Raw genomic sequence first — 18616 nt, forward strand, 5'->3', positions numbered from 1 at the left:
CCTTCGCCTGCAGGCGCCAGCCTTGCTGGCGAAGGGGCGCTACGCCTCGTCATCGATCCGCCGCGGCCCCAGCCGCCGCCCCCGGGTCACCAGCTCGACGAACTGGCGCGCACTGAGCGGGTGCGCGAACAACCAGCCCTGGCCATAGTTGACCCCCTCGCTGTTGAGCAGCAACGCCTGGTCCTCGTACTCGATACCCTCGGCGATCACCCGCAACTGCAGGGCGTGGGCCATGCGGATGATGTGCGGGGCCACGCCGCTGCTGGCCGCGTCGTGCCCCAGGGCATCGATGAACGCCTTGTCGATCTTCAGGCAGTCCACCGGCAAGGTCTGCAGGTAGGCCAGGCTGCAATAGCCGGTACCGAAGTCGTCGATCAGCACCTGGTGCCCCACCGCCCGCAAGGCCTGCAGGTTGTCCCGCGCCACCACCACGTCGATCAGCCCGCGCTCGGTGACCTCGAAGGCGATCTGGCTGGCCGACACATGGTGCAAGGCCAGCAGGCGCGCCGCCACCCGGCCGATGCGCGGCACCATCACATCGCACGCCGCCAGGTTCACCGAGATATACAACTGGCGGTTGGCGCGCAGCAGCTGGCCCAGCTGTTCGAGCACACGCTGCAGCACGAAGTCGGTGATCTGGCGGATCTGCCCGGTGTTCTCCGCCAGCGGGATGAACAGGTCGGGGCTGGTCAGCGTACCGTCGGGGCGACGCCAGCGCACCAGGGCCTCCGCGCCCACGCAGCGCCGGCTGGCCAGCTCGAAGATCGGCTGATACAGCACCTGCATTTCGCCACGGCGCAGCGCGCCCTGCAGCTCCGAGCTCATCGAACGGCTCTGGCGCACCAGCTGCAGCACCAGCCAGCCGATGCACCAGGCCAACAGCAGGCTGCCGGGGAACAGCAGCCAGAGCACGCCGTTCATCTTCAGCGACAGGCTTTCGCGCGGGGTGATCAGCACCAGCTGGTAGTCAGGCGATTTGGTGGGCATGCGGTATACCAGGCGATCAGGCAGTTCCATCAGGTCCACCCTGGGCGGTGGCGGCCACTGGTCGCCGGGCGGCCACGGCTGCTCCGGGCCCAGTACCGGCACGGCACGCGCGCCGTGGTCGAGCACCACCAGCAGGCTGCCACCGGGCGGCAGGTCGACCACGTCGGTCAGGTGCCCGCGCGACGTCGACACGCGAAAGTGCCCACGCCCCAGCACCAGTGCGGCGCGGTTGTCGTCGGGTTCGGTGGTGGTATTGAGCCAGTAGCTGTAGGTGGGGCCCTGGATGTCCGGTGCCCGCAGCGGGTCGAAGTTGCTGCTGCCCAGCCGGTTGGAGCACGACTGCGTGCCGTCGAGGTAAGTGGCCTCGAACACGAAGCGGTTGTCGAAGGTCACCTGCTGCAAGGCTGCCTGCATCGCACTGCTGCACCCGCGCAGGGGCTGTGCCTGAAGGGCGTCGACGCTTTCGCGCAGTTGGCCGAAGATCTGCTCCAGGCGTTCGAGAAAGCGCTCGCCCTTGGCGTTCATCTGCGCGCTTTCGCGCTGCTGCACCTGGTGCATGGCCACGCCGAGGCTGGCCAGCAGCAACAGGGTTGCACTCGCCGTGGCCGCAAGCGTGGCCAGCAGCCAGGGTCGATAGAGGAGGCGACGCAACGTGGCAAGGGCAGGCGACATCAAGAATCATCCCGTTGAATACCATGAGGTATAGCAACTGCCGGACGAATCAGCCTGCCCGTTGGGCGGTACCGCTCAGCGCTGGCTGTTCAGCACCTGCAGAATCGCGGCAGTCTGGGCATCCGGCTGGCCGTCGAACAGCTGTGGCCGAAAGCGCATCTGGAACGCTGCCAGTACATGCCGGGTGCTCACGTCCAGCTCGCCGGTCTGCTCGATGGCGTAGCCAAAGCGCGCCAGTTGCTGCTGGTACCAGGTGATGCTTGGCGGGTTGACGTCAAAGCGCGCGCGCTGCTGCGCCACCGCCTGAGCGTTGGGCCAGACGCCAAGGCCGGCGTCGGCCAGGCGTTTCCAGGGGAACATCGGGCCCGGGTCGAGCTTGCGCAGGGGTGCGATGTCGCTGTGGCCGATGATGTGTCGCGGCTGGATGCCGTTGCGCTGCACGATGTCCTTGAGCAGTACGATCAGCGCCTGGATCTGCGCCTCGCTGTAGGGGTGCCACACGCGCCCGGTGGGGGTGTCGGTGAAGCCCGGGTTGACGATCTCGATGCCGATGGAAGTGGAGTTGAGCCAGGTCCGGCCCTCCCACTGGCTGTCGCCGGCATGCCAGGCGCGACGACTTTCATCCACCAGCTGATAGATGGTTGCCGGGTTGTCGCCGATCAGGTAATGGCTGCTGACCTCACCGTGGGTCAGCAGGGCCAGCGAGCGCTCGAGGTTGGCATTGGTGTAATGCAGCACCACGAACTGGATGCGGTTGTCCTGGTTGACCGAGGGGTGGCTACGGTCGATCTTCAGGCCGGTGGCGCAACCGGCCAATGTCAGCATCACAAGCGCGGTAAGGAAGGCTTTCATGGAAATGGGGCAGGGCCTGGGCAGTCGGTAATGCAATAGCATAACGTATCCTGCGCAAACCCGTTCACCCCTGTTCGACGCGGTTGCGACCCAGGTGCTTGGCGCGGTACAGCGCCTCGTCGGCGCGCTTGAGCACTGCGTCGCTGCGCTCGCCGGAGCGGAACGCGGTGATGCCGATGGACAGGGTGATGGTCACCCGTTCGCCCTTGAAGTGGAACGGGCAGGCTTCGATGGCGCCGCGCAGCGTCTCGGCCAGCTCGATACCGCTACCCAGCGCGGTCTGCGGCACCAGCAGGACGAACTCCTCGCCGCCGAAGCGGGCGATGAAATCGCGGCTGCGCAGACGCTTGCGCAGCTCGTTGGCAACGATCTTGAGCACCTTGTCGCCGGCCTGGTGGCCGAAGCTGTCGTTGATGCGCTTGAAGTGGTCGAGGTCGAGCATGGCCATCAGCAGGTGGCCGCCGTTTTCCTGCCAGGCGAGCATTTCCTGCTCCAGGCGCTCGGCCCAGGCGGCGCGGTTGGGCAAGCCGGTGAGCGGGTCGATCAGGGCCTTCTGGCGCTGTTCTTCAAGGTGCTCGCGGTAGCCCAGGGCTTCCTGCTCCATGCTCGCGACCCGCTCGGCCAGGCCTTGCAGGCGGCTGGCCAGTTCCTGCTCGCGCAGGTCACGCTGATGCTGGTGCTCGTCCATGGTGCCGAGCAGGCCCTCGAGGCGGTTCTCGAGGATGTGCTTGAGACTGTCGAGGTCGGCAGCGCCCTGCACGCTGCTTTGCAGGCCATCGACCTGTTCGCGCAGCTGGGTATTGAGGTCGCGGGCGACGGAGCTGTTGTCGGCATGCCCTTCGCTGGCCTCCTGCAGGTGGCTCTGGAACGTCTCGAGGCGCTCGTTGAGCTGTTGCAGGTAGGCTTCGAATTCATGCTGGCCGCTGTCGGTGATGGCCAGCATCAGTACCGCCAGGTCATCCAGCACCGGCAGCAGCTCGTACCAGTTCAGCCCGTGCTCCAGGCGCTGACGCACCGCCAGGGCCTGGGGCTTGTGGCGTTCGGGCAGGGTCAGGTCGTCGAGCAAACCGAGCAGGGTCTGCTCGATATGGGTGGCGACGGAGCTATAGGAAGGCTCGGTGCCGTCGGGGAGGGCGTAGAGGAGTTCTTCAGGGGTGGGTTCGGGTGCCCCATCGACTTCGACAGCGTCCGCGTGCTCGGTCAGCACCGGGGCAGGCGTGGGTGGCGGTGTGAGCGCTGGGGCCTCTTCGCCAGCAAGGCTGGCGCCTACAGTGTAGGAGCCGGCATTGCCGGCGATGGGCTGCGCAGCAGCCTCGGCGTCCTCTGTGTCGACCAAGGCTTGGGGCTCGGGCAACGGCTGCAGTTCATCCACATCCGCCGCAGCCGGCGCAGGCTGCTCATGCACAGGTTCAACCGCTGCTTGCGCCACCGGCTCCAGGGCCTGCGTTTCGGGTTGAGCGACCTGCGTCTCTTCTTCACGCCCGCCAAACAAGCGCTGCAGAAACCCCGGCTTGCTCGCCTCTTCTGGGTGCTCCAGCACCGCCAGCGCCTTGCCCTGCAAGCCACTGAGCTCGCTCAGCAGCAACGGCATCTCGCGTGACTGGCTGGCCCGCGCATCCAGCTGCTTGGCAAATTTCTTCAGCGGTCGGCTGACCTCGCTGGGCAACGGCAGCTTCTGCAACTGGGCCACCAGCGCGTTGAGCGCGGTGCCTACCTGGGCGATCCGGGTTTCACGGCGCTGCTCGGAATCGAGCACGGCCTTTTCCAGGCGCGGGATCAACCCGGCCAGGGCGGCGTCCATGTTGTCGGTACGGATGACCTCGCGCATTTCCTTCATGCACTGGTCTACCGCGCGGTCGCTGCCTTCGGCCGCCAGGGTGCTGCGCACCAGGCCGCGGCGCAGCAGGTCGAGACGGGCGTCCCACCGGCGTTCGAGCTTTTCCTGCTGCTCGATGCTCTTGAGGTATTTTTCTTTCCAGCGTTGAGCTTCGTCGGTCATGCCAAGGTCCGCAGATAAGGGGACTAACGCAAGGCCGGAAGGGTATCGACAGTCAGGGCATCAGGCAAACGAATCTCGACCGCCACGGGGAGATGGTCGGAAATCGGCTGGGACAGCACCTCGACCCGTTCCAGGGTGAGGCTCGGGCTGAGCAGAATATGATCAAGGCAACGCTGTGGTCGCCAGCTGGGGAAGGTCGCTTCGACCTGCGGCGCAATCAGGCCCAGGTCGCGCAGCGGGGAGTGCTGCAACAGGTCGGTGGCATGGGTGTTCATGTCGCCCATCAGCACCTGGTGACGATAGCCGCCGATCAGCTCGCGGATGTAGCCCAGTTGCAGGGCGCGGGTTCGCGCGCCAAGCGCCAGGTGCATCATCACCACCACCAGCGCATCCTCGCCTTCACCGAACCGCACCAGGATCGCACCGCGGCCGGCCGGGCCGGGCAGCGGGTGGTCTTCGAGCAGTTGCGGCTTGAGGCGGCTGAGCACGCCGTTGCTGTGCTGGCCCAGGCGCCCGAGGTTGCGGTTGAGCTGCTGGTACCAGTAGGGGAAAGCACCCAGTTGCGCCAGGTGTTCAACCTGGTTGACGTAGCCCGAGCGCAGGCTGCCGCCGTCGGCTTCCTGCAGGGCCACCAGGTCGAAGTCGCCCAGCAGGTTGCCGATCTTCTGCAGGTTGCCGGCACGCCCCATGTGCGGCAGCAGGTGCTGCCAGCTGCGGGTCAGGTAGTGCCGGTAACGCTCGGTGCTGATGCCTACCTGGATATTGAAGCTGAGCAGACGCAAGCGACCGTCGGACGGTAGACCACTTGCATCGATATGGTGCTCGTTGACCTGCGGTTCGTGCAGGCCGACGAGGCGCTCGGATTTCCAGCGGCGCATAGTTTCGCCTCTTATTTGGCGGCGCGTTCCTTGGCAATCAGTTGGTCAGCAACGTTCAGTACGCCGTTCGGGCCACCTGCGGTGCCCAGGTCGAAGGTGTACTTGCCGTTGACGACCATGCTCGGAACGCCCTTGATGTTGTACTGCTTGGCAAGTTCCTTGGCCTGGTTGACCTGTCCCTTGATGGCGAACGAGTTGAAGGTGGCCAGGAACTTGTCCTTGTCCACACCCTGGGTGGCCAGGAAGTCGGCCATCTCTTCAGGCTTGGTCAGGTGCTTGCGCTGGTTCTGGATGGCATCGAACACGGCCGCATGCACCTTGTGCTCCACGCCCATGGCTTCCAGGGTCAGGAACATCTGCCCGTGGGCGTCCCATGGGCCGCCGAACATGGCGGGAATACGCTTGAAGTTCACGTCGTCGGGCAGCTTTTCGACCCACGGGTTGATCGTCGGTTCAAAGCTGTAGCAATGCGGGCAGCCATACCAGAACAGCTCGACCACTTCGATCTTGCCAGGCTGGGACACCGGTACCGGGTTGCTCAGCTCGACATACTCCTTGCCGGCGATCACAGGGTCTGCGGCCTGGACCGTCATACCGAAGGCGCTGGCGGCGACCAGCGCGGCGCCGAGAATCAGATTACGCATGCGTTACTCCTGAGCAGTGATGTGTCGCCTCGTCGCGACCTGGGTTCAGACAGGCCGGGGCAGGCCCGAGTTCGTTAGTGTAACGGCAGCGGGCACAAAAAAGGGTGGCCCGGGCCACCCTTTTCATTTTTGCGCCGCTGTATTAACCCAGCGTTAAACCGGGGCTCAGTGCAGGCCCTGGATGTAGCTGGACAACGCGTCGATGTCCTTGTTGCTCAGCTTGCTGGCGATGGTGCGCATGGTGGTGGCATCGCCATCGTTGGTGCGGTTGCCTTCACGGAAGTCCGTCAGCTGCTTGGCCACGTAGCTTGCGTGCTGACCACCCAGGTGCGGGAAGCCGGCGGCGGCAATGCCCGCGCCGTTGGGCGAGTGGCAACCGGTGCAGGCCGGCAGGCCTTTTTCCAGATCACCGCCGTTGAACAGTGCGCGACCACGCTCGACCAGCGCCGGGTCGGCGGCGCCCACGCTGCCTTTCTGGCTGGCGAAATAGGCCGCGATATCGGCCAGGTCCTGATCGTTGAACGCGGCCAGCATGCCGGTCATTTCCAGCACGGTACGTTTGCCCGACTTGATGTCGTGCAGTTGCTTCTCCAGGTATTTCTCGCCCTGGCCGGCCAGTTTCGGGAAATTCGGCGCCATGCTGTTGCCGTCGGGGTTGTGACACGCGCCACATACAGCGGTTTTTGCCTGACCGGCAGCAGCATCCCCAACGATATTGCCGGCAGCGTTGGCAGCCCCGGTGATGCCTAAGGTCAACAGCAGACTCACGAATAGTTTGTTCATCAGCTAATCCAACTACGGCTAAGGGTGAAAGAGTTATGTATCGAGGCAACCTGTCTTGTTGACTCACCCGGTCAGGGTGGCCTGATCGTCCTCGTTACTGCAGTCCATGCACAAACCACGCGGCGGCATAGCCTTGAAACCCTGGGGAGCTGCTTCGACAGCCTCTGCGGTCCCTTATGTCAGGCGTGACTTCCACGCTGTAGGGATCCTGTGTAGCCTGAGCGCCGAATACGACCCTTTCAGGGTTGGGGCTGCACTGCGTCTACTGCGCAAGCTTGGTCAAGCAGCTCCCGTGCACATCCTCCTACGCTGGGATAATGCGCACACAAAAACTGGGGCATTATATACTCCCGTGCCTGAAACGGAAACGACACCGCTTGCCGAGACCCCCTCGAGCAACGCCCAATCGGAAATACCATGCAAGTCAAAAACCCCATCCTCGGACTCTGCCAGCAGGCCAAATTCGCCCTCAGTGCCGCCAAAGTCGACCAGTGCCCGGACGACGAAGGTTTCGAAGTGGCCTTTGCCGGCCGCTCCAACGCCGGCAAGTCCAGCGCCCTCAACACCCTGACCCACGCGAGCCTGGCGCGCACCTCGAAAACCCCGGGGCGTACCCAGCTGTTGAATTTCTTCAGTCTGGACGACGATCGGCGTCTGGTCGACCTGCCAGGCTACGGTTATGCAAAGGTGCCGATCCCGCTCAAGCAGCACTGGCAGCGCCACCTGGAGGCCTACCTGGGCAGCCGGGAGAGCCTCAAGGGCCTGATCCTGATGATGGACGTGCGCCATCCCATGACCGACTTCGACAAGATGATGCTCGACTGGGCCGTGGCCAGCGGCATGCCGATGCACATCCTGCTGACCAAAGCCGACAAGCTGACCTTCGGCGCGGCCAAGGGCACGCTGCTCAAGGTACAGGCCGAAATCCGCAAGGGGTGGGGCGACAGCGTGACCATCCAGCTGTTCTCGGCGCCCAAGCGCCAGGGGCTGGAAGAGGCCTACACGGTACTGGCTCGCTGGCTGCAACTGCCGGACAAGCCCGCAGAATAAGGGCTGCCCGGCAAATGCCGGGCAAAAAAAACCCCGGACTTCGTATGGGGAGGGGGAAGTTCGGGGTTCAAGTTCCGGACCGCTAGGGCGGGGTCCAGATATCTGCCAACACTTAACACAACATAGGAGCATCGAAGGGCTTCACCAGCCATTCAGTTACTCTGAGTCGTGGTTCACCGGTTTAGTTCCTCGGCGCGGGAAACTATTTTCCATAGGCCGAAAAAGCAGAAATTGCCGCGACCTTATGCCGCAGCAGATTTCTGTTTTTGGTAGGCGCCAAGCACGCTTTTCAGTGCGCCTCGTCCCAGTTCGCCCCCACGCCCACATCCACCACCAGCGGTACATCCAGCTGCGCGGCACCGCTCATGTGCACGCGAATCTCCTGCGCCACCTGCTCCACCAGGTCCTCGCGCACTTCCAGCACCAGTTCGTCGTGCACCTGCAGGATCACCCGGGCATCCAGCGCAGTGCTCGCCAGCCAGTTGTCCACCGTGACCATGGCGCGCTTGATGATGTCAGCTGCGGTGCCCTGCATCGGCGCGTTGATCGCGGTACGCTCGGCGCCAGCGCGCTCCTGCGGACGGTTGGAGTGAATGGTCGGCAGGTACAGGCGCCGCCCGAACAGCGTTTCCACGTAGCCCTGGTCGGCCGCCTGCTTGCGGGTGCGCTCCATGTAGTCGCGCACGCCCGGGTAGCGGGCAAAGTACACGTCGATGTAGGCCTTGGCCGTCTTGCTGTCGACGCCGATGTCCTTGCCCAGCTTCTTTGCGCCCATGCCGTAGATCAGGCCGAAGTTGATCGCCTTGGCGCTGCGCCGCTGGTCGGAGGTCACGTCGCCAAGCTCCACCTTGAACACTTCGGCCGCGGTGGCAGTGTGCACGTCCAGGCCGTTGCGGAAGGCGCTGAGCAGGCCTTCGTCCTTGGCCAGGTGGGCCATGATGCGCAGCTCGATCTGCGAGTAGTCCGCCGCCAGCAATTTGTAGCCGGGCGCCGCGATGAAGGCCTGGCGAATGCGCCGGCCCTCGGCGGTACGCACCGGGATGTTCTGCAGGTTCGGGTCGCTGGACGACAGGCGGCCGGTGGCAGCCACCGCCTGCTGGTAGGAAGTGTGGATACGCCCGGTACGCGGGTTGATCTGCTCGGGCAGGCGGTCGGTGTAGGTGCTCTTGAGCTTGCTCATGGAGCGGTACTGCATCAGCACCTTGGGCAGCGGGAAGCCTTCCTCGGCCAGCGCCTCGAGGGCTTCTTCAGCCGTCGACGGCTGGCCCTTGGGGGTCTTCTTCAGTACCGGCAGGCCGAACTTGTCATAAAGGATGGCGCCCAGCTGCCTGGGCGAACCCAGGTTGAACGGCTCGCCCGCCAGCTCGATGGCTTCGCGCTCCAGCGCGTCCATCTTGTCGCCCAGCTCGCCGCTCTGGATCCTGAGCAGGTCGGCATCCACCAGCGCGCCCTCGCGCTCGATACGCGCCAGCACCGGCACCAGCGGCATCTCGATATCGCTCAGCACGCTGGCCAGGCTTGGCAGCGCCGCCAGCTCGGCGTGCAGCTTGTGGTGCAGGCGCAGGGTGATGTCGGCATCTTCGGCGGCGTAGGGGCCGGCCTTGTCCAGGTGGATCTGGTTGAAGGTCAGCTGCTTGGCACCCTTGCCGGCAATGTCGGTGAAGCCGATGGTGGTGTGGTCCAGGTACTTCTTGGCCAGGCTGTCCATGTCGTGGCGGGTGGCCGTGGAATTCAGCACATAGGATTCGAGCATGGTGTCGAAGGCCACCCCACGCACGGTAATGCCCGCGCAGTTGGCCAGGATGTTGATGTCGTACTTGGCGTGCTGCCCGACCTTGGCCTTGTTCGGGTCTTCCAGCAGCGGCTTGAGCGCGTTCAGCACCAGCTCGCGGTCCAGCTGCTGCGGAGCGCCTTCGTAGTCGTGTGCCAGCGGGATGTAGGCGGCCTCATGGGGCTTGACCGCAAACGACAGGCCGACCAGCTGGGCCTGCTGTGCATCGACCCCGGTGGTTTCGGTATCGAATGCGAACAGCTCGGCGTCCTTGAGCTTTTGCAGCCACACGTCGAAACGTGCCTTGTCCAGAATGGTTTCATAGGTGGCCTCGACAGGGGCTGCCGGCTCGGCAACGGCCACCGGGGGCGCCTCGGCGTCGGGTGTGGCGGCAGGGGGCGGGGCGAGCTCCAGGCGCTTGTTCTCGCGCTGAACTTCGTCGATCCAGCCCTTGAACTCGAGTTCGGTGTACAGCTGCAGCAGCGTTTCGCGGTCAGGTTCGCCCAGGTGCAGGTCGTCCAGCCCGACCTCCAGCGGCACGTCGACCTTAATCGTGGCCAGCTGGTACGACAGGAACGCCAGCTCCTTGTGCTCCAGCAGCTTGGCCGGCAGGGTCTTGGCCCCGCGGATCGGCAGGCTCGGCACCAGGTCGAGATTCTCGTACAGCTCCTTGATACCGCCATTGACGCCCACCAGCAGGCCGACGGCGGTCTTCTCGCCCACGCCCTTGACCCCGGGGATGTTGTCGGATGAGTCGCCCATCAGCGCCAGCAGGTCGATGATCTGCTCGGGTGCGACGCCGAACTTCTCCTTCACGCCCTCGATGTCCATCGACGAGCCCGACATGGTATTGACCAGGGTAATGTGCGCATCCACCAGCTGGGCCATGTCCTTGTCACCGGTGGAGATCACCACCGGGCGGGTCGCCGCGGCGCTGCTGCGGGCCAGGGTGCCGATCACGTCGTCGGCCTCGACCCCCTCCACGCACAGCAGCGGGAAGCCCAGCGCCTTGACGCTGGCGTGCAGCGGCTCGATCTGCACACGCATGTCGTCGGGCATGCTCGGCCGGTTGGCCTTGTACTCGGCGTACATCTCGTCGCGAAAGGTGCCGCCCTTGGCGTCGAACACCACCGCGAAGGGGCTGTCCGGGTACTGCTTGCGCAGGCTCCTGAGCATGTTCAGCACACCCTTCACCGCGCCGGTGGGCATGCCCTTGGAGTTGGTCAGCGGTGGCAGCGCGTGGAACGCGCGGTACAGGTAGGACGAACCGTCCACCAGGACGAGGGGAGCTTGGCTCATGAGCAGAATCAACCTTTTCAACGGGCCCGGCGCTAGAATGTCCGGAACATTGACGACAAAGGGACAAGGTTATCATGCGTAGACTAAATCGCCTGTTGCTGCTCGGTGTGTTGGCTGCCGCTCCACTGGCAGCCAATGCGGCGGATGAAGCGCCTTCGGCCGATCCGGATGTAACCATTCGCACGGAAGGCGACAAGACCATCCAGGAATACCGCCAGAACGGCTTCCTGTATGCCATCAAGGTCACCCCCAAAGGGGGCAAGCCTTACTTTCTGGTGCGCGCAGACGGCTCGGAAGGCAACTTCATCCGTTCCGACCAACCCGACATGCTGATTCCTTCCTGGAAAATCTTCGAGTGGTAATGCGGGCCCCTACCATCCACCTGGCACTTCCTGCGGGAAGTGCCCGAATGAGCAGTTTTTGACCATGTCTGTCTTCACCCCACTGACCCGGCCCGAGCTGGAAACCTTTCTGGCGCCCTATGGACTGGGTCGCCTGCGGGACTTCCAAGGAATTGCCGCCGGCACCGAGAACAGCAACTTCTTCGTCAGCCTCGAACAGGGTGAGTTCGTGCTGACACTGGTCGAACGCGGGCCGATCCAGGACCTGCCGTTCTTCATCGAACTGCTCGACGTGCTGCACGAGGCCGACCTGCCGGTGCCCTATGCGCTGCGCACCCGCGACGGCGTGGCCCTGCGCGAGCTGGCCGGCAAGCCGGCGCTGCTGCAGCCGCGCCTGCCGGGCAAGCACATCAAGGTGGCGAACAACCAGCATTGCGTACAGGTGGGCGAACTGCTCGGCCACCTGCACACCGCGACCCAGCACAAGGTGCTGGAGCGCAAGACCGACCGTGGCCTGGACTGGATGCTGGCGACCGGCGCCGAACTGATGCCGCGCCTGAACCCGACGCAACAGGCGCTGCTGCAGGGCTGCCTGGACGAGATCGTCGCGCACCAGGGCCAGATCATGGCGCTGCCGCGGGCCAACCTGCACGCCGACCTGTTCCGCGACAACGCCTTGTTCGAAGGCACCCACCTGACCGGGCTGATCGATTTCTACAATGCGTGCTCCGGGCCGATGCTGTATGACCTGGCGATCACCCTGAACGACTGGTGCTGCGACGATGCCGGGCAGATCGACCCGCCGCGGGCGCGGGCGTTGCTCGGTGCATATGCGGCGCTGCGCCCGTTCACCGCAGCCGAGGCACACCTGTGGCCGGTGATGTTGCGGGTGGCCTGCGTGCGGTTCTGGCTGTCGCGGCTGATTGCGGCCGAGTCGTTTGCCGGGATGGACGTGCTGATTCACGACCCGGCGGATTTCGAGGTGCGCCTGGCGGCGCGTCAGCAGGTGGACATCGCCCTGCCGTTCGCGTTGTAACTGAGCCACTCCAGGTAGGAGCCGGCCTTGCCGGCGGAGCCGTTGGGCTGCAGCGCAGCCCTTCGCCGGCAAGGCCGGCTCCTACAGATCGGTGGGTCAGAGCTTTTCCAGGCACCCCGCCAACCCATTGCCCAGGTTCTCCAGCAACCGCTCATAGCCATTGGCATCCGCTGGCATCGTGCCGCCCAGCGCATCCAGCTCGGCCAGCGTCACCGGCAACCCCGCTGTCAGCGTCTCGGCCAGCCGCGGGCGCAGCGGCGGCTCGCTGAATACACAGGTCTTGCCCACTTCCTGCAGGCGCTTGCGCATCGCGGCCACGTGCTGCGCGCCCGGCTGCACCTCCGCCGCCACACTGAACACGCCGGTGTGCTTGAGCCCGTAGGCCGTCTCGAAGTAATCGAAGGCTTCATGGAAGACAAAGTACGGCTTGCCCGCAACAGCGCTCACCCGCGCCTTGAGCCGCGCATCCAAGGCATCCAGGCGCTCGCCGAATGCCTTGGCGTTGGCGGTGTAGCGCGCCTGGTTCTGCGGATCGGCCGCGCCCAGGTCAGCCGCCATCTTCGCCGCAATCACCCGCGCGTTCACCGACGACAACCACAGGTGCGCATCCAGGCTGCCTGGGCGGTGGTCATGGTCGTGCTCGTCGGCGTCTTGCGCGTGGGAATGGCTGTCCTCGCCGAAATGGCGCAAGGTCAGGCCCGGCAGGCTCTGCACCGCCACCGTCGGCTTGCTGCGGCTACCCAGCACACGGGGCAGAAAACCCTCCATGTCCGGGCCGATCCAGTACAGCAAGTCCACCTGGCCCACCTTGCGCACATCGGAAGGGCGCAAGGCGTAATGGTGCGGCGAAGCGCCCGGTGGCAGCAGCACATCCGGCGTACCGACACCGTCCTGCACCGCGGCGGCGATCAGCTGCAGCGGCTTGATGCTGGTCAGCACCTGAACCTCGGCCTGCGCCGGGGTCATCAACAGGCTGCTTGTGACAAAAGCGACAAAAAGGGCAAAAAATCGGGACACGATAGGCACTCATCGGGGCAGGAACGGGTAACATAATAACGTCTCTCAACAGAACCGTCGCTGCCCATGCCCAATACCCCGCTGGCCAACCGTCCCCACGACCACTCCCACTGCGTGCACAGCGCGCTGGCCGAGGCCGATGCGCTGTGCGCGCGTCAGGGCCTGCGCCTGACCGCCCTGCGCCGCCGCGTGCTGGAGCTGGTATGGCAAAGCCACAAGCCGCTGGGCGCCTACGACATCCTTGCCGTGCTCAGCGAGCAGGACGGCCGCCGCGCCGCACCGCCCACCGTGTACCGCGCACTGGATTTCCTGCTGGAAAACAGCCTGGTCCACCGCATCGCGTCGCTCAATGCCTTCATGGGCTGCAGCCACCCCGAACATGCCCACCAGGGCCAGTTCCTGATCTGCCGCCAATGCCACGTGGCAATCGAACTGGAGCAAGCCTCCATCAGCGACGCCATCGTGGCCAGCGCCAATGATGTGGGTTTCAGTGTCGAGACCCAGACCGTCGAAGTAGTCGGTCTGTGCGGCACCTGCCGGAGCGCCTGATGAGCAACGCGTTGATCCGCCTCGAGCAGGTGGGCGTCACCTTCGGCGGCCAGGCCGTGCTCGACAGCATCGACCTGTGCGTGGAGCCCGGGCAGATCGTGACCCTGATCGGCCCCAACGGCGCCGGCAAGACCACCCTGGTACGCGCCGTGCTCGGCCTGCTGGCGCCGCATACCGGCAGCGTATGGCGCAAGCCGCGACTGCGCATTGGCTACATGCCGCAGAAGATCCAGGTGGACGCCACCTTGCCGCTGTCGGTACTGCGCTTTCTGCGCCTGGTGCCGGGCGTGGACCGCAAGACAGCACTGGCGGCCCTCAACGAAGTGGGCGCCGAACACGTCATCGACAGCCCCATCCAGACCGTGTCCGGCGGCGAGATGCAGCGGGTGCTGCTGGCCCGCGCGCTGCTGCGCAAGCCAGAACTGCTGGTGCTCGACGAGCCGGTACAGGGCGTCGACGTGGCCGGTCAGGCCGAGCTCTACAGCCTGATCACGCGCCTGCGCGACCGCTACGGCTGCGGCGTGCTGATGGTTTCCCACGACCTGCACCTGGTGATGAGCACCACCGATCAGGTGGTGTGCCTCAACCGCCACGTGTGCTGCTCGGGCCACCCGGAGCAGGTCAGCGGCGACCCGGCCTTCGTCGAGCTGTTCGGCAACAACGCGCCAAGCCTGGCGATCTACCACCATCATCACGACCACGCCCACGACCTGCACGGGTCGGTGGTCACCCCGGCCCCTGGCGGGCATGTGCACGGAGACCACTGCAAGCATGGCTGATTTTCTGTTGTATGCCCTGCTTGCAGGCCTGGCCCTGGCGCTGGTGGCGGGCCCGCTGGGCTCGTTCGTGGTGTGGCGGCGCATGGCGTATTTCGGCGACACGCTGTCCCACGCGGCGCTGCTGGGCGTGGCCCTGGGCTTCGTGCTGGACGTCAGCCCGACGCTGGCGGTGACCGTCGGCTGCCTGTTGCTGGCGCTGTTGCTGGTGACCCTGCAGCAGCGCCAGCCGCTGGCCTCCGACACCCTGCTGGGGATTCTCGCGCCGAGCACGCTGTCGCTGGGCCTGGTGGTGCTGAGCTTCATGCACGATGTGCGCATCGACCTGATGGCCTACCTGTTCGGCGACCTGCTGGCGATCAGCCCGGGCGACCTGGCGTGGATCCTGGGCGGCAGTGCGCTGGTCCTGTTGCTGATCGTGGCGCTGTGGCGCCCGCTGCTGGCGGTGACCGTGCACGAGGAACTGGCCCGGGTCGAAGGCCTGCCGGTGGCTGCGCTGCGCCTGGCGCTGATGCTGCTGATTGCGGTGGTGATCGCGGTGGCGATGAAGATCGTCGGCGTGCTGCTGATCACCTCGCTGCTGATCATCCCCGCCGCAGCCGCACAGCGGCATGCGCGCTCGCCGGAACAGATGGCCCTGGGCGCCAGCCTGATCGGCGTAGTGGCGGTGTGTGGTGGGCTGGCCCTGTCGTGGTTCAAGGACACCCCGGCCGGCCCATCCATCGTGGTGTGTGCGGCAGTGCTATTCTTGGTGAGCCTGGCGCTGCCCCGGCGCTGAGCGCGCAGCCCCATGGGCAGGGTGCGGCCGACAGGGTCGCGCCCTGCGACATTTTAATCGCCGCTACATCCTGAAGAGTTATTTTCGCGCCAGCGCGCTGGGTGTAGACTTGCTCGCTTTTTGCGCAAATAGAGAGTCGCAGGAATGAAGCCGTTCGCCTCCCGTTATCTGCTCCTTGCCGCGTTTTCCGTGCTGCTGGCCGCCTGTTCCAGCGCGCCGGTCGACCCGCCGCCGCCCGCGCAGCCCGATGCCTGGCAGCTGCTGGAGCAGAACATCGCCAGCAGCGAGCTGGCCACCGCCGAAGACCAGCTGGCCACCTTGCAGGCCCAGTCGCCGGACGATGCACGCCTCGAACCCATGCAGCGCCAGCTGGCCGAAGCCTACCTGCAGCGCAGCCAGATCGTGCTGCAGAAGGGCGATGTGAATGCCGCAGCCACCGCGCTGGCACGTGCCCGTGCGCTGATGCCCAAGGCCCCGGCGCTGACCGGCGGCGTGAATGGCGCCATCACCCAGGCGCGCAAGGCCGAGCTGGACAAGGCCGAGGCCGCGCTCAAGGCGGCGGAAGCCAAGCCGCCGGCAAAAGTCATCGACCCCACGGCGCCGAGCACCGTAGTGGCGTTGAAAATCACGAAAATAGAAGAACTGCGCCGACAACTGGATGACATCGCCACCGATGTGGTGAATTACCAGTGTGACGTGGTGTTCCAGGTGCCGCGCCGTGATGACGCGCCGTGGCTACAGACCTTGCTGGCCAAGCGGGTAAGCAAGCGCGACGCGAGCTTCGCCTTGCAGCAGGCCCACGAGATTCATCGCAACCAGCCGGCGCAGGTGGTGCTTACGCCGCGGCGCGCCGAGTGATGTCGGCGTTGCCTTCTTTGCCGGCAAGGCCGGCTCCTGCAGGAGCCGGCCTTTTTGACTACGCCGGAATGGCCTTGGCGGCCGCTTCCCGCGACCACACCCGGTGCTTGGCAATCGCCGCGATCAACGCCTTGTAGGCCTTCTGATCGCTGCCCACCACCATGCCTTCATCCGCCTTGAGGCCCAGCTTGTCGAGCACGGCCTTGGCATCGCTGTCGGTGCCCAGCGGCTTGAGGTGCTTGTAGGCCTCCAGCACGAAGTGCAGCGCCACGCCATCGCCGCTCAGGGCCTGCAGGCTGGCCTTGCCACCGGCGATCCATACCGCATCGAACACCACCGACGGCATGCCTTCCATCGAGGCATCCACCGACAGGGTCTTGCCGGCAGCGGTCTTCACCGGCGCCGAGGTCGGCCCCAGCAGCACGCCCTGGGCGCTCTCGGCCTGCAACGCCTTCACCAGCGGGTCCACCAGCGTGGCATCCACGCCATCGGCCACCAGAATCGCCACCTTGCGCCCCTTGATGCCTTCGCCCAGCAGGTTCATCTGGCTCAGCGCCGGCGAAGCCTTGAGCGACTGTGGCTTGACGTCCACGGTGCCGGTCTTGGGCGCCGGCAGGCCAAGGTTCTGCGCTACCCGCGCCGCCAGCTTGAGGTCGATGTTGGCGAGAATCTCGTTCACCTCGCGGGCACGGATATGCTCGCGCTCCACCTTGCCCAGCTCGAAGCTGTAGGCACTGATGATGTGCTCCTGCTCGGTCGGGCTCATGCTCTGGAAGAACAGCCGCGCCTGGGAGAAGTGATCGCCGAACGAGGGGCTGCGCTGGCGCACCTTGTGCGCCTCGATGCGCTCGGGGTAGGTCTCGAAGCCGCCATCCTGCGCCGCCGGCGGGGTTTCCTTCGGCCAGCCACCATCGATGGAGTTGGGCTCGTAGGACGCCCGGCCCTTGTGCACGGTGGTACGGTGCTGGGCATCGCGCTGGCCGTTGTGGTTGGGTGCCACGGGCCGGTTGATCGGGATCTCGTGGAAGTTCGGGCCACCCAGGCGGCTGATCTGCGTGTCGGTGTAGGAGAACAGCCGGCCCTGCAGCAGCGGGTCGTTGGAAAAGTCGATGCCCGGCACGATATGACCGGGGCAGAACGCCACCTGCTCGATTTCGGCAAAGAAGTTGTCCGGGTTGCGGTTGAGCACCATCTTGCCAAGCGGCGTCACCGGTACCAGCTCTTCGGGGATGATCTTGGTCGGGTCGAGCAGGTCGAACTCGAACTTATGCTCGTCGGCCTCGGGCACGATCTGCACGCCCAGTTCCCATTCCGGGTAGTTGCCGGTCTCGATCGCTTCCCACAGGTCGCGGCGGTGATAGTCAGTGTCCTTGCCCGCCAGCTTCTGCGCCTCGTCCCACAGCAGCGAATGCACACCCTGCTTGGGCTTCCAGTGGAACTTGACGAAACTGGCCACGCCTTCGGCGTTGATCAGGCGGAAGGTGTGCACGCCAAAGCCCTGCATAGTGCGCAGGCTTTTCGGTATCGCGCGGTCGGACATCGCCCAGATCACCATGTGCGCCGACTCGGGCACCAGCGAGACGAAGTCCCAGAAGGTGTCGTGGGCCGAGCCGCCGGTGGGGATCTCGTTGTGCGGTTCGGGTTTGACCGCATGCACGAAGTCGGGAAACTTGATCGCGTCCTGAATGAAGAACACCGGCATGTTGTTGCCAACCAGGTCGAAGTTGCCCTCATCGGTAAAGAACTTGACGGCAAAGCCGCGCACGTCGCGCACCGTGTCGCCCGAGCCACGCGGCCCCTGCACGGTGGAGAAGCGCACGAACACCGGGGTGATCTTGTCCGGGTCCTGCAAGAAGCCGGCCTTGGTCAGTGCGGCATGCGACTCGTAAGCCTGGAAGTAGCCGTGGGCGCCGGTGCCGCGGGCATGCACGATGCGCTCGGGAATGCGCTCATGGTCGAAATGCGTGATCTTCTCGCGCATGATGAAGTCTTCAAGCAGCGAGGGGCCGCGGTCACCGGCTTTGAGGGTGTTCTGGTTGTCGGCAACCTTGACCCCCTGGTTGGTGCGCAGCGCCTGGCCGGTGGCATCGCTGCGAAACGGCTCCAGGCTCTGCAGCTTGGCGTTGGTGTTGGCCTTGTCGGGCGTCTGGGCGCCGGCGAGTTGACTTTCCTGGGGCGCATTCTTCTTGGTGGGCATGGGTCTGCAACTCCTCATCATCGTACGCGGGGCCCCTGGATGGGGCTCTTCAGGTAGTGACTGACTGGAGTGCCGGGCGTTCCTTTCGAATGACCAGCGAGCAACCACTGATCGCGTTATTCCTCAAGC

Annotated in this window: 16 protein-coding genes; 7 read left to right on the forward strand and 9 right to left on the reverse strand. The window is 65.2% G+C overall.

The window, feature by feature from the left end; all coding sequences use genetic code 11:
• Positions 1 to 39: 39 nt before the first annotated feature.
• The 6 genes from DN388_RS20595 to DN388_RS20620 all read right to left on the reverse strand — a co-directional run bounded on the left by DN388_RS20595 (position 40) and on the right by DN388_RS20620 (position 6815).
• Entirely contained in the window at positions 40 to 1659 is a 1620-nt protein-coding gene (locus tag DN388_RS20595) for an EAL domain-containing protein (RefSeq protein WP_043862304.1), read from the reverse strand.
• Positions 1660 to 1734: 75 nt separating this feature from the next.
• The gene (locus DN388_RS20600; RefSeq protein ID WP_043862303.1) at positions 1735 to 2511 is read right to left on the reverse strand and encodes an N-acetylmuramoyl-L-alanine amidase; all 777 of its coding nucleotides are present in this window, start codon (positions 2509 to 2511) and stop codon (positions 1735 to 1737) included.
• A 64-nt stretch (positions 2512 to 2575) separates the two neighbouring features.
• Positions 2576 to 4510, reverse strand: coding sequence for a GGDEF domain-containing protein (locus DN388_RS20605; protein ID WP_255001989.1), 1935 nt, complete (start codon positions 4508 to 4510; stop codon positions 2576 to 2578).
• A gap of 23 nt (positions 4511 to 4533) precedes the next feature.
• Entirely contained in the window at positions 4534 to 5388 is an 855-nt protein-coding gene (locus DN388_RS20610; protein ID WP_043862301.1) for an endonuclease/exonuclease/phosphatase family protein, read from the reverse strand.
• 11 nt (positions 5389 to 5399) lie between these two features.
• Positions 5400 to 6032, reverse strand: coding sequence for a thiol:disulfide interchange protein DsbA (dsbA, locus tag DN388_RS20615; protein ID WP_043862300.1), 633 nt, complete (start codon positions 6030 to 6032; stop codon positions 5400 to 5402).
• Between the two features lie 165 nt (positions 6033 to 6197).
• Positions 6198 to 6815, reverse strand: a complete 618-nt coding sequence (locus tag DN388_RS20620; RefSeq protein WP_043862299.1) for a cytochrome c — start codon at positions 6813 to 6815, stop codon at positions 6198 to 6200.
• A 417-nt stretch (positions 6816 to 7232) separates the two neighbouring features.
• Here DN388_RS20620 and yihA point away from each other — a divergent pair, with 417 nt between their 5' ends.
• Positions 7233 to 7865: a ribosome biogenesis GTP-binding protein YihA/YsxC gene (gene yihA / locus DN388_RS20625; protein WP_054916024.1), complete on the forward strand. Its 633-nt coding sequence runs from the start codon at positions 7233 to 7235 to the stop codon at positions 7863 to 7865.
• A 289-nt stretch (positions 7866 to 8154) separates the two neighbouring features.
• On the opposite strand, the gene polA is transcribed toward yihA, so the two are convergent.
• A complete protein-coding gene (gene polA, locus DN388_RS20630; protein ID WP_255001991.1) occupies positions 8155 to 10935 on the reverse strand; it encodes a DNA polymerase I in 2781 nt (926 codons plus the stop codon).
• 74 nt (positions 10936 to 11009) lie between these two features.
• On the opposite strand from polA, the gene DN388_RS20635 reads away from it, so the two are divergent.
• Positions 11010 to 11297 (forward strand): DUF2782 domain-containing protein, encoded by a 288-nt coding sequence (locus DN388_RS20635; RefSeq protein ID WP_229589204.1) that lies wholly within the window; start codon positions 11010 to 11012, stop codon positions 11295 to 11297.
• Positions 11298 to 11361: 64 nt separating this feature from the next.
• Positions 11362 to 12312, forward strand: coding sequence for a homoserine kinase (locus tag DN388_RS20640; RefSeq protein ID WP_043862339.1), 951 nt, complete (start codon positions 11362 to 11364; stop codon positions 12310 to 12312).
• A gap of 96 nt (positions 12313 to 12408) precedes the next feature.
• Here the strand turns inward: DN388_RS20640 and DN388_RS20645 are convergent, their stop codons facing one another.
• On the reverse strand, positions 12409 to 13329 hold the full coding sequence (locus DN388_RS20645) for a metal ABC transporter solute-binding protein, Zn/Mn family (RefSeq protein ID WP_255001992.1): 921 nt from the start codon (positions 13327 to 13329) through the stop codon (positions 12409 to 12411).
• Positions 13330 to 13395: 66 nt separating this feature from the next.
• On the opposite strand from DN388_RS20645, the gene zur reads away from it, so the two are divergent.
• From zur to DN388_RS20665, 4 genes are all read left to right on the forward strand, one after another.
• Positions 13396 to 13878 carry a zinc uptake transcriptional repressor Zur gene (gene zur / locus DN388_RS20650; RefSeq protein WP_043862294.1) on the forward strand — a complete coding sequence of 161 codons (483 nt, stop codon included), beginning with the start codon at positions 13396 to 13398 and terminating at the stop codon, positions 13876 to 13878.
• Positions 13878 to 14657 (forward strand): zinc ABC transporter ATP-binding protein ZnuC, encoded by a 780-nt coding sequence (gene znuC, locus DN388_RS20655; RefSeq protein ID WP_043862293.1) that lies wholly within the window; start codon positions 13878 to 13880, stop codon positions 14655 to 14657. Before zur ends, znuC begins: the two co-directional genes overlap by 1 nt.
• Complete coding sequence (znuB, locus tag DN388_RS20660; RefSeq protein WP_043862292.1) at positions 14650 to 15432, forward strand: zinc ABC transporter permease subunit ZnuB; 783 nt, start codon at positions 14650 to 14652, stop codon at positions 15430 to 15432. Before znuC ends, znuB begins: the two co-directional genes overlap by 8 nt.
• 144 nt (positions 15433 to 15576) lie before the next feature.
• A complete protein-coding gene (locus tag DN388_RS20665) occupies positions 15577 to 16290 on the forward strand; it encodes a PA5502 family lipoprotein (RefSeq protein WP_043862291.1) in 714 nt (237 codons plus the stop codon).
• Between the two features lie 58 nt (positions 16291 to 16348).
• Here the strand turns inward: DN388_RS20665 and katE are convergent, their stop codons facing one another.
• A complete protein-coding gene (gene katE / locus DN388_RS20670; protein WP_255001995.1) occupies positions 16349 to 18595 on the reverse strand; it encodes a catalase HPII in 2247 nt (748 codons plus the stop codon).
• Positions 18596 to 18616 lie beyond the last annotated feature (21 nt).

The sequence above is a fragment of the Pseudomonas sp. S12(2018) genome (assembly GCF_024355235.1).
GTDB classification, from domain to species: Bacteria; Pseudomonadota; Gammaproteobacteria; order Pseudomonadales; family Pseudomonadaceae; genus Aquipseudomonas; species Aquipseudomonas palmensis.

Excerpts from the sequence above, each read along its gene's own strand:
- znuC (WP_043862293.1), top strand. The coding sequence starts at position 13,878 with ATGAGCAACGCGTTGATCCGCCTCGAGCAGGTGGGCGTCACCTTCGGC.
- polA (WP_255001991.1), bottom strand. The coding sequence starts at position 10,935 with ATGAGCCAAGCTCCCCTCGTCCTGGTGGACGGTTCGTCCTACCTGTAC.
- DN388_RS20595 (WP_043862304.1), bottom strand. The coding sequence starts at position 1,659 with ATGTCGCCTGCCCTTGCCACGTTGCGTCGCCTCCTCTATCGACCCTGG.
- znuB (WP_043862292.1), top strand. The coding sequence starts at position 14,650 with ATGGCTGATTTTCTGTTGTATGCCCTGCTTGCAGGCCTGGCCCTGGCG.
- DN388_RS20600 (WP_043862303.1), bottom strand. The coding sequence starts at position 2,511 with ATGAAAGCCTTCCTTACCGCGCTTGTGATGCTGACATTGGCCGGTTGC.
- DN388_RS20640 (WP_043862339.1), top strand. The coding sequence starts at position 11,362 with ATGTCTGTCTTCACCCCACTGACCCGGCCCGAGCTGGAAACCTTTCTG.
- DN388_RS20665 (WP_043862291.1), top strand. The coding sequence starts at position 15,577 with ATGAAGCCGTTCGCCTCCCGTTATCTGCTCCTTGCCGCGTTTTCCGTG.
- DN388_RS20610 (WP_043862301.1), bottom strand. The coding sequence starts at position 5,388 with ATGCGCCGCTGGAAATCCGAGCGCCTCGTCGGCCTGCACGAACCGCAG.
- yihA (WP_054916024.1), top strand. The coding sequence starts at position 7,233 with ATGCAAGTCAAAAACCCCATCCTCGGACTCTGCCAGCAGGCCAAATTC.
- zur (WP_043862294.1), top strand. The coding sequence starts at position 13,396 with ATGCCCAATACCCCGCTGGCCAACCGTCCCCACGACCACTCCCACTGC.
- DN388_RS20620 (WP_043862299.1), bottom strand. The coding sequence starts at position 6,815 with ATGAACAAACTATTCGTGAGTCTGCTGTTGACCTTAGGCATCACCGGG.
- dsbA (WP_043862300.1), bottom strand. The coding sequence starts at position 6,032 with ATGCGTAATCTGATTCTCGGCGCCGCGCTGGTCGCCGCCAGCGCCTTC.
- DN388_RS20635 (WP_229589204.1), top strand. The coding sequence starts at position 11,010 with ATGCGTAGACTAAATCGCCTGTTGCTGCTCGGTGTGTTGGCTGCCGCT.
- DN388_RS20605 (WP_255001989.1), bottom strand. The coding sequence starts at position 4,510 with ATGACCGACGAAGCTCAACGCTGGAAAGAAAAATACCTCAAGAGCATC.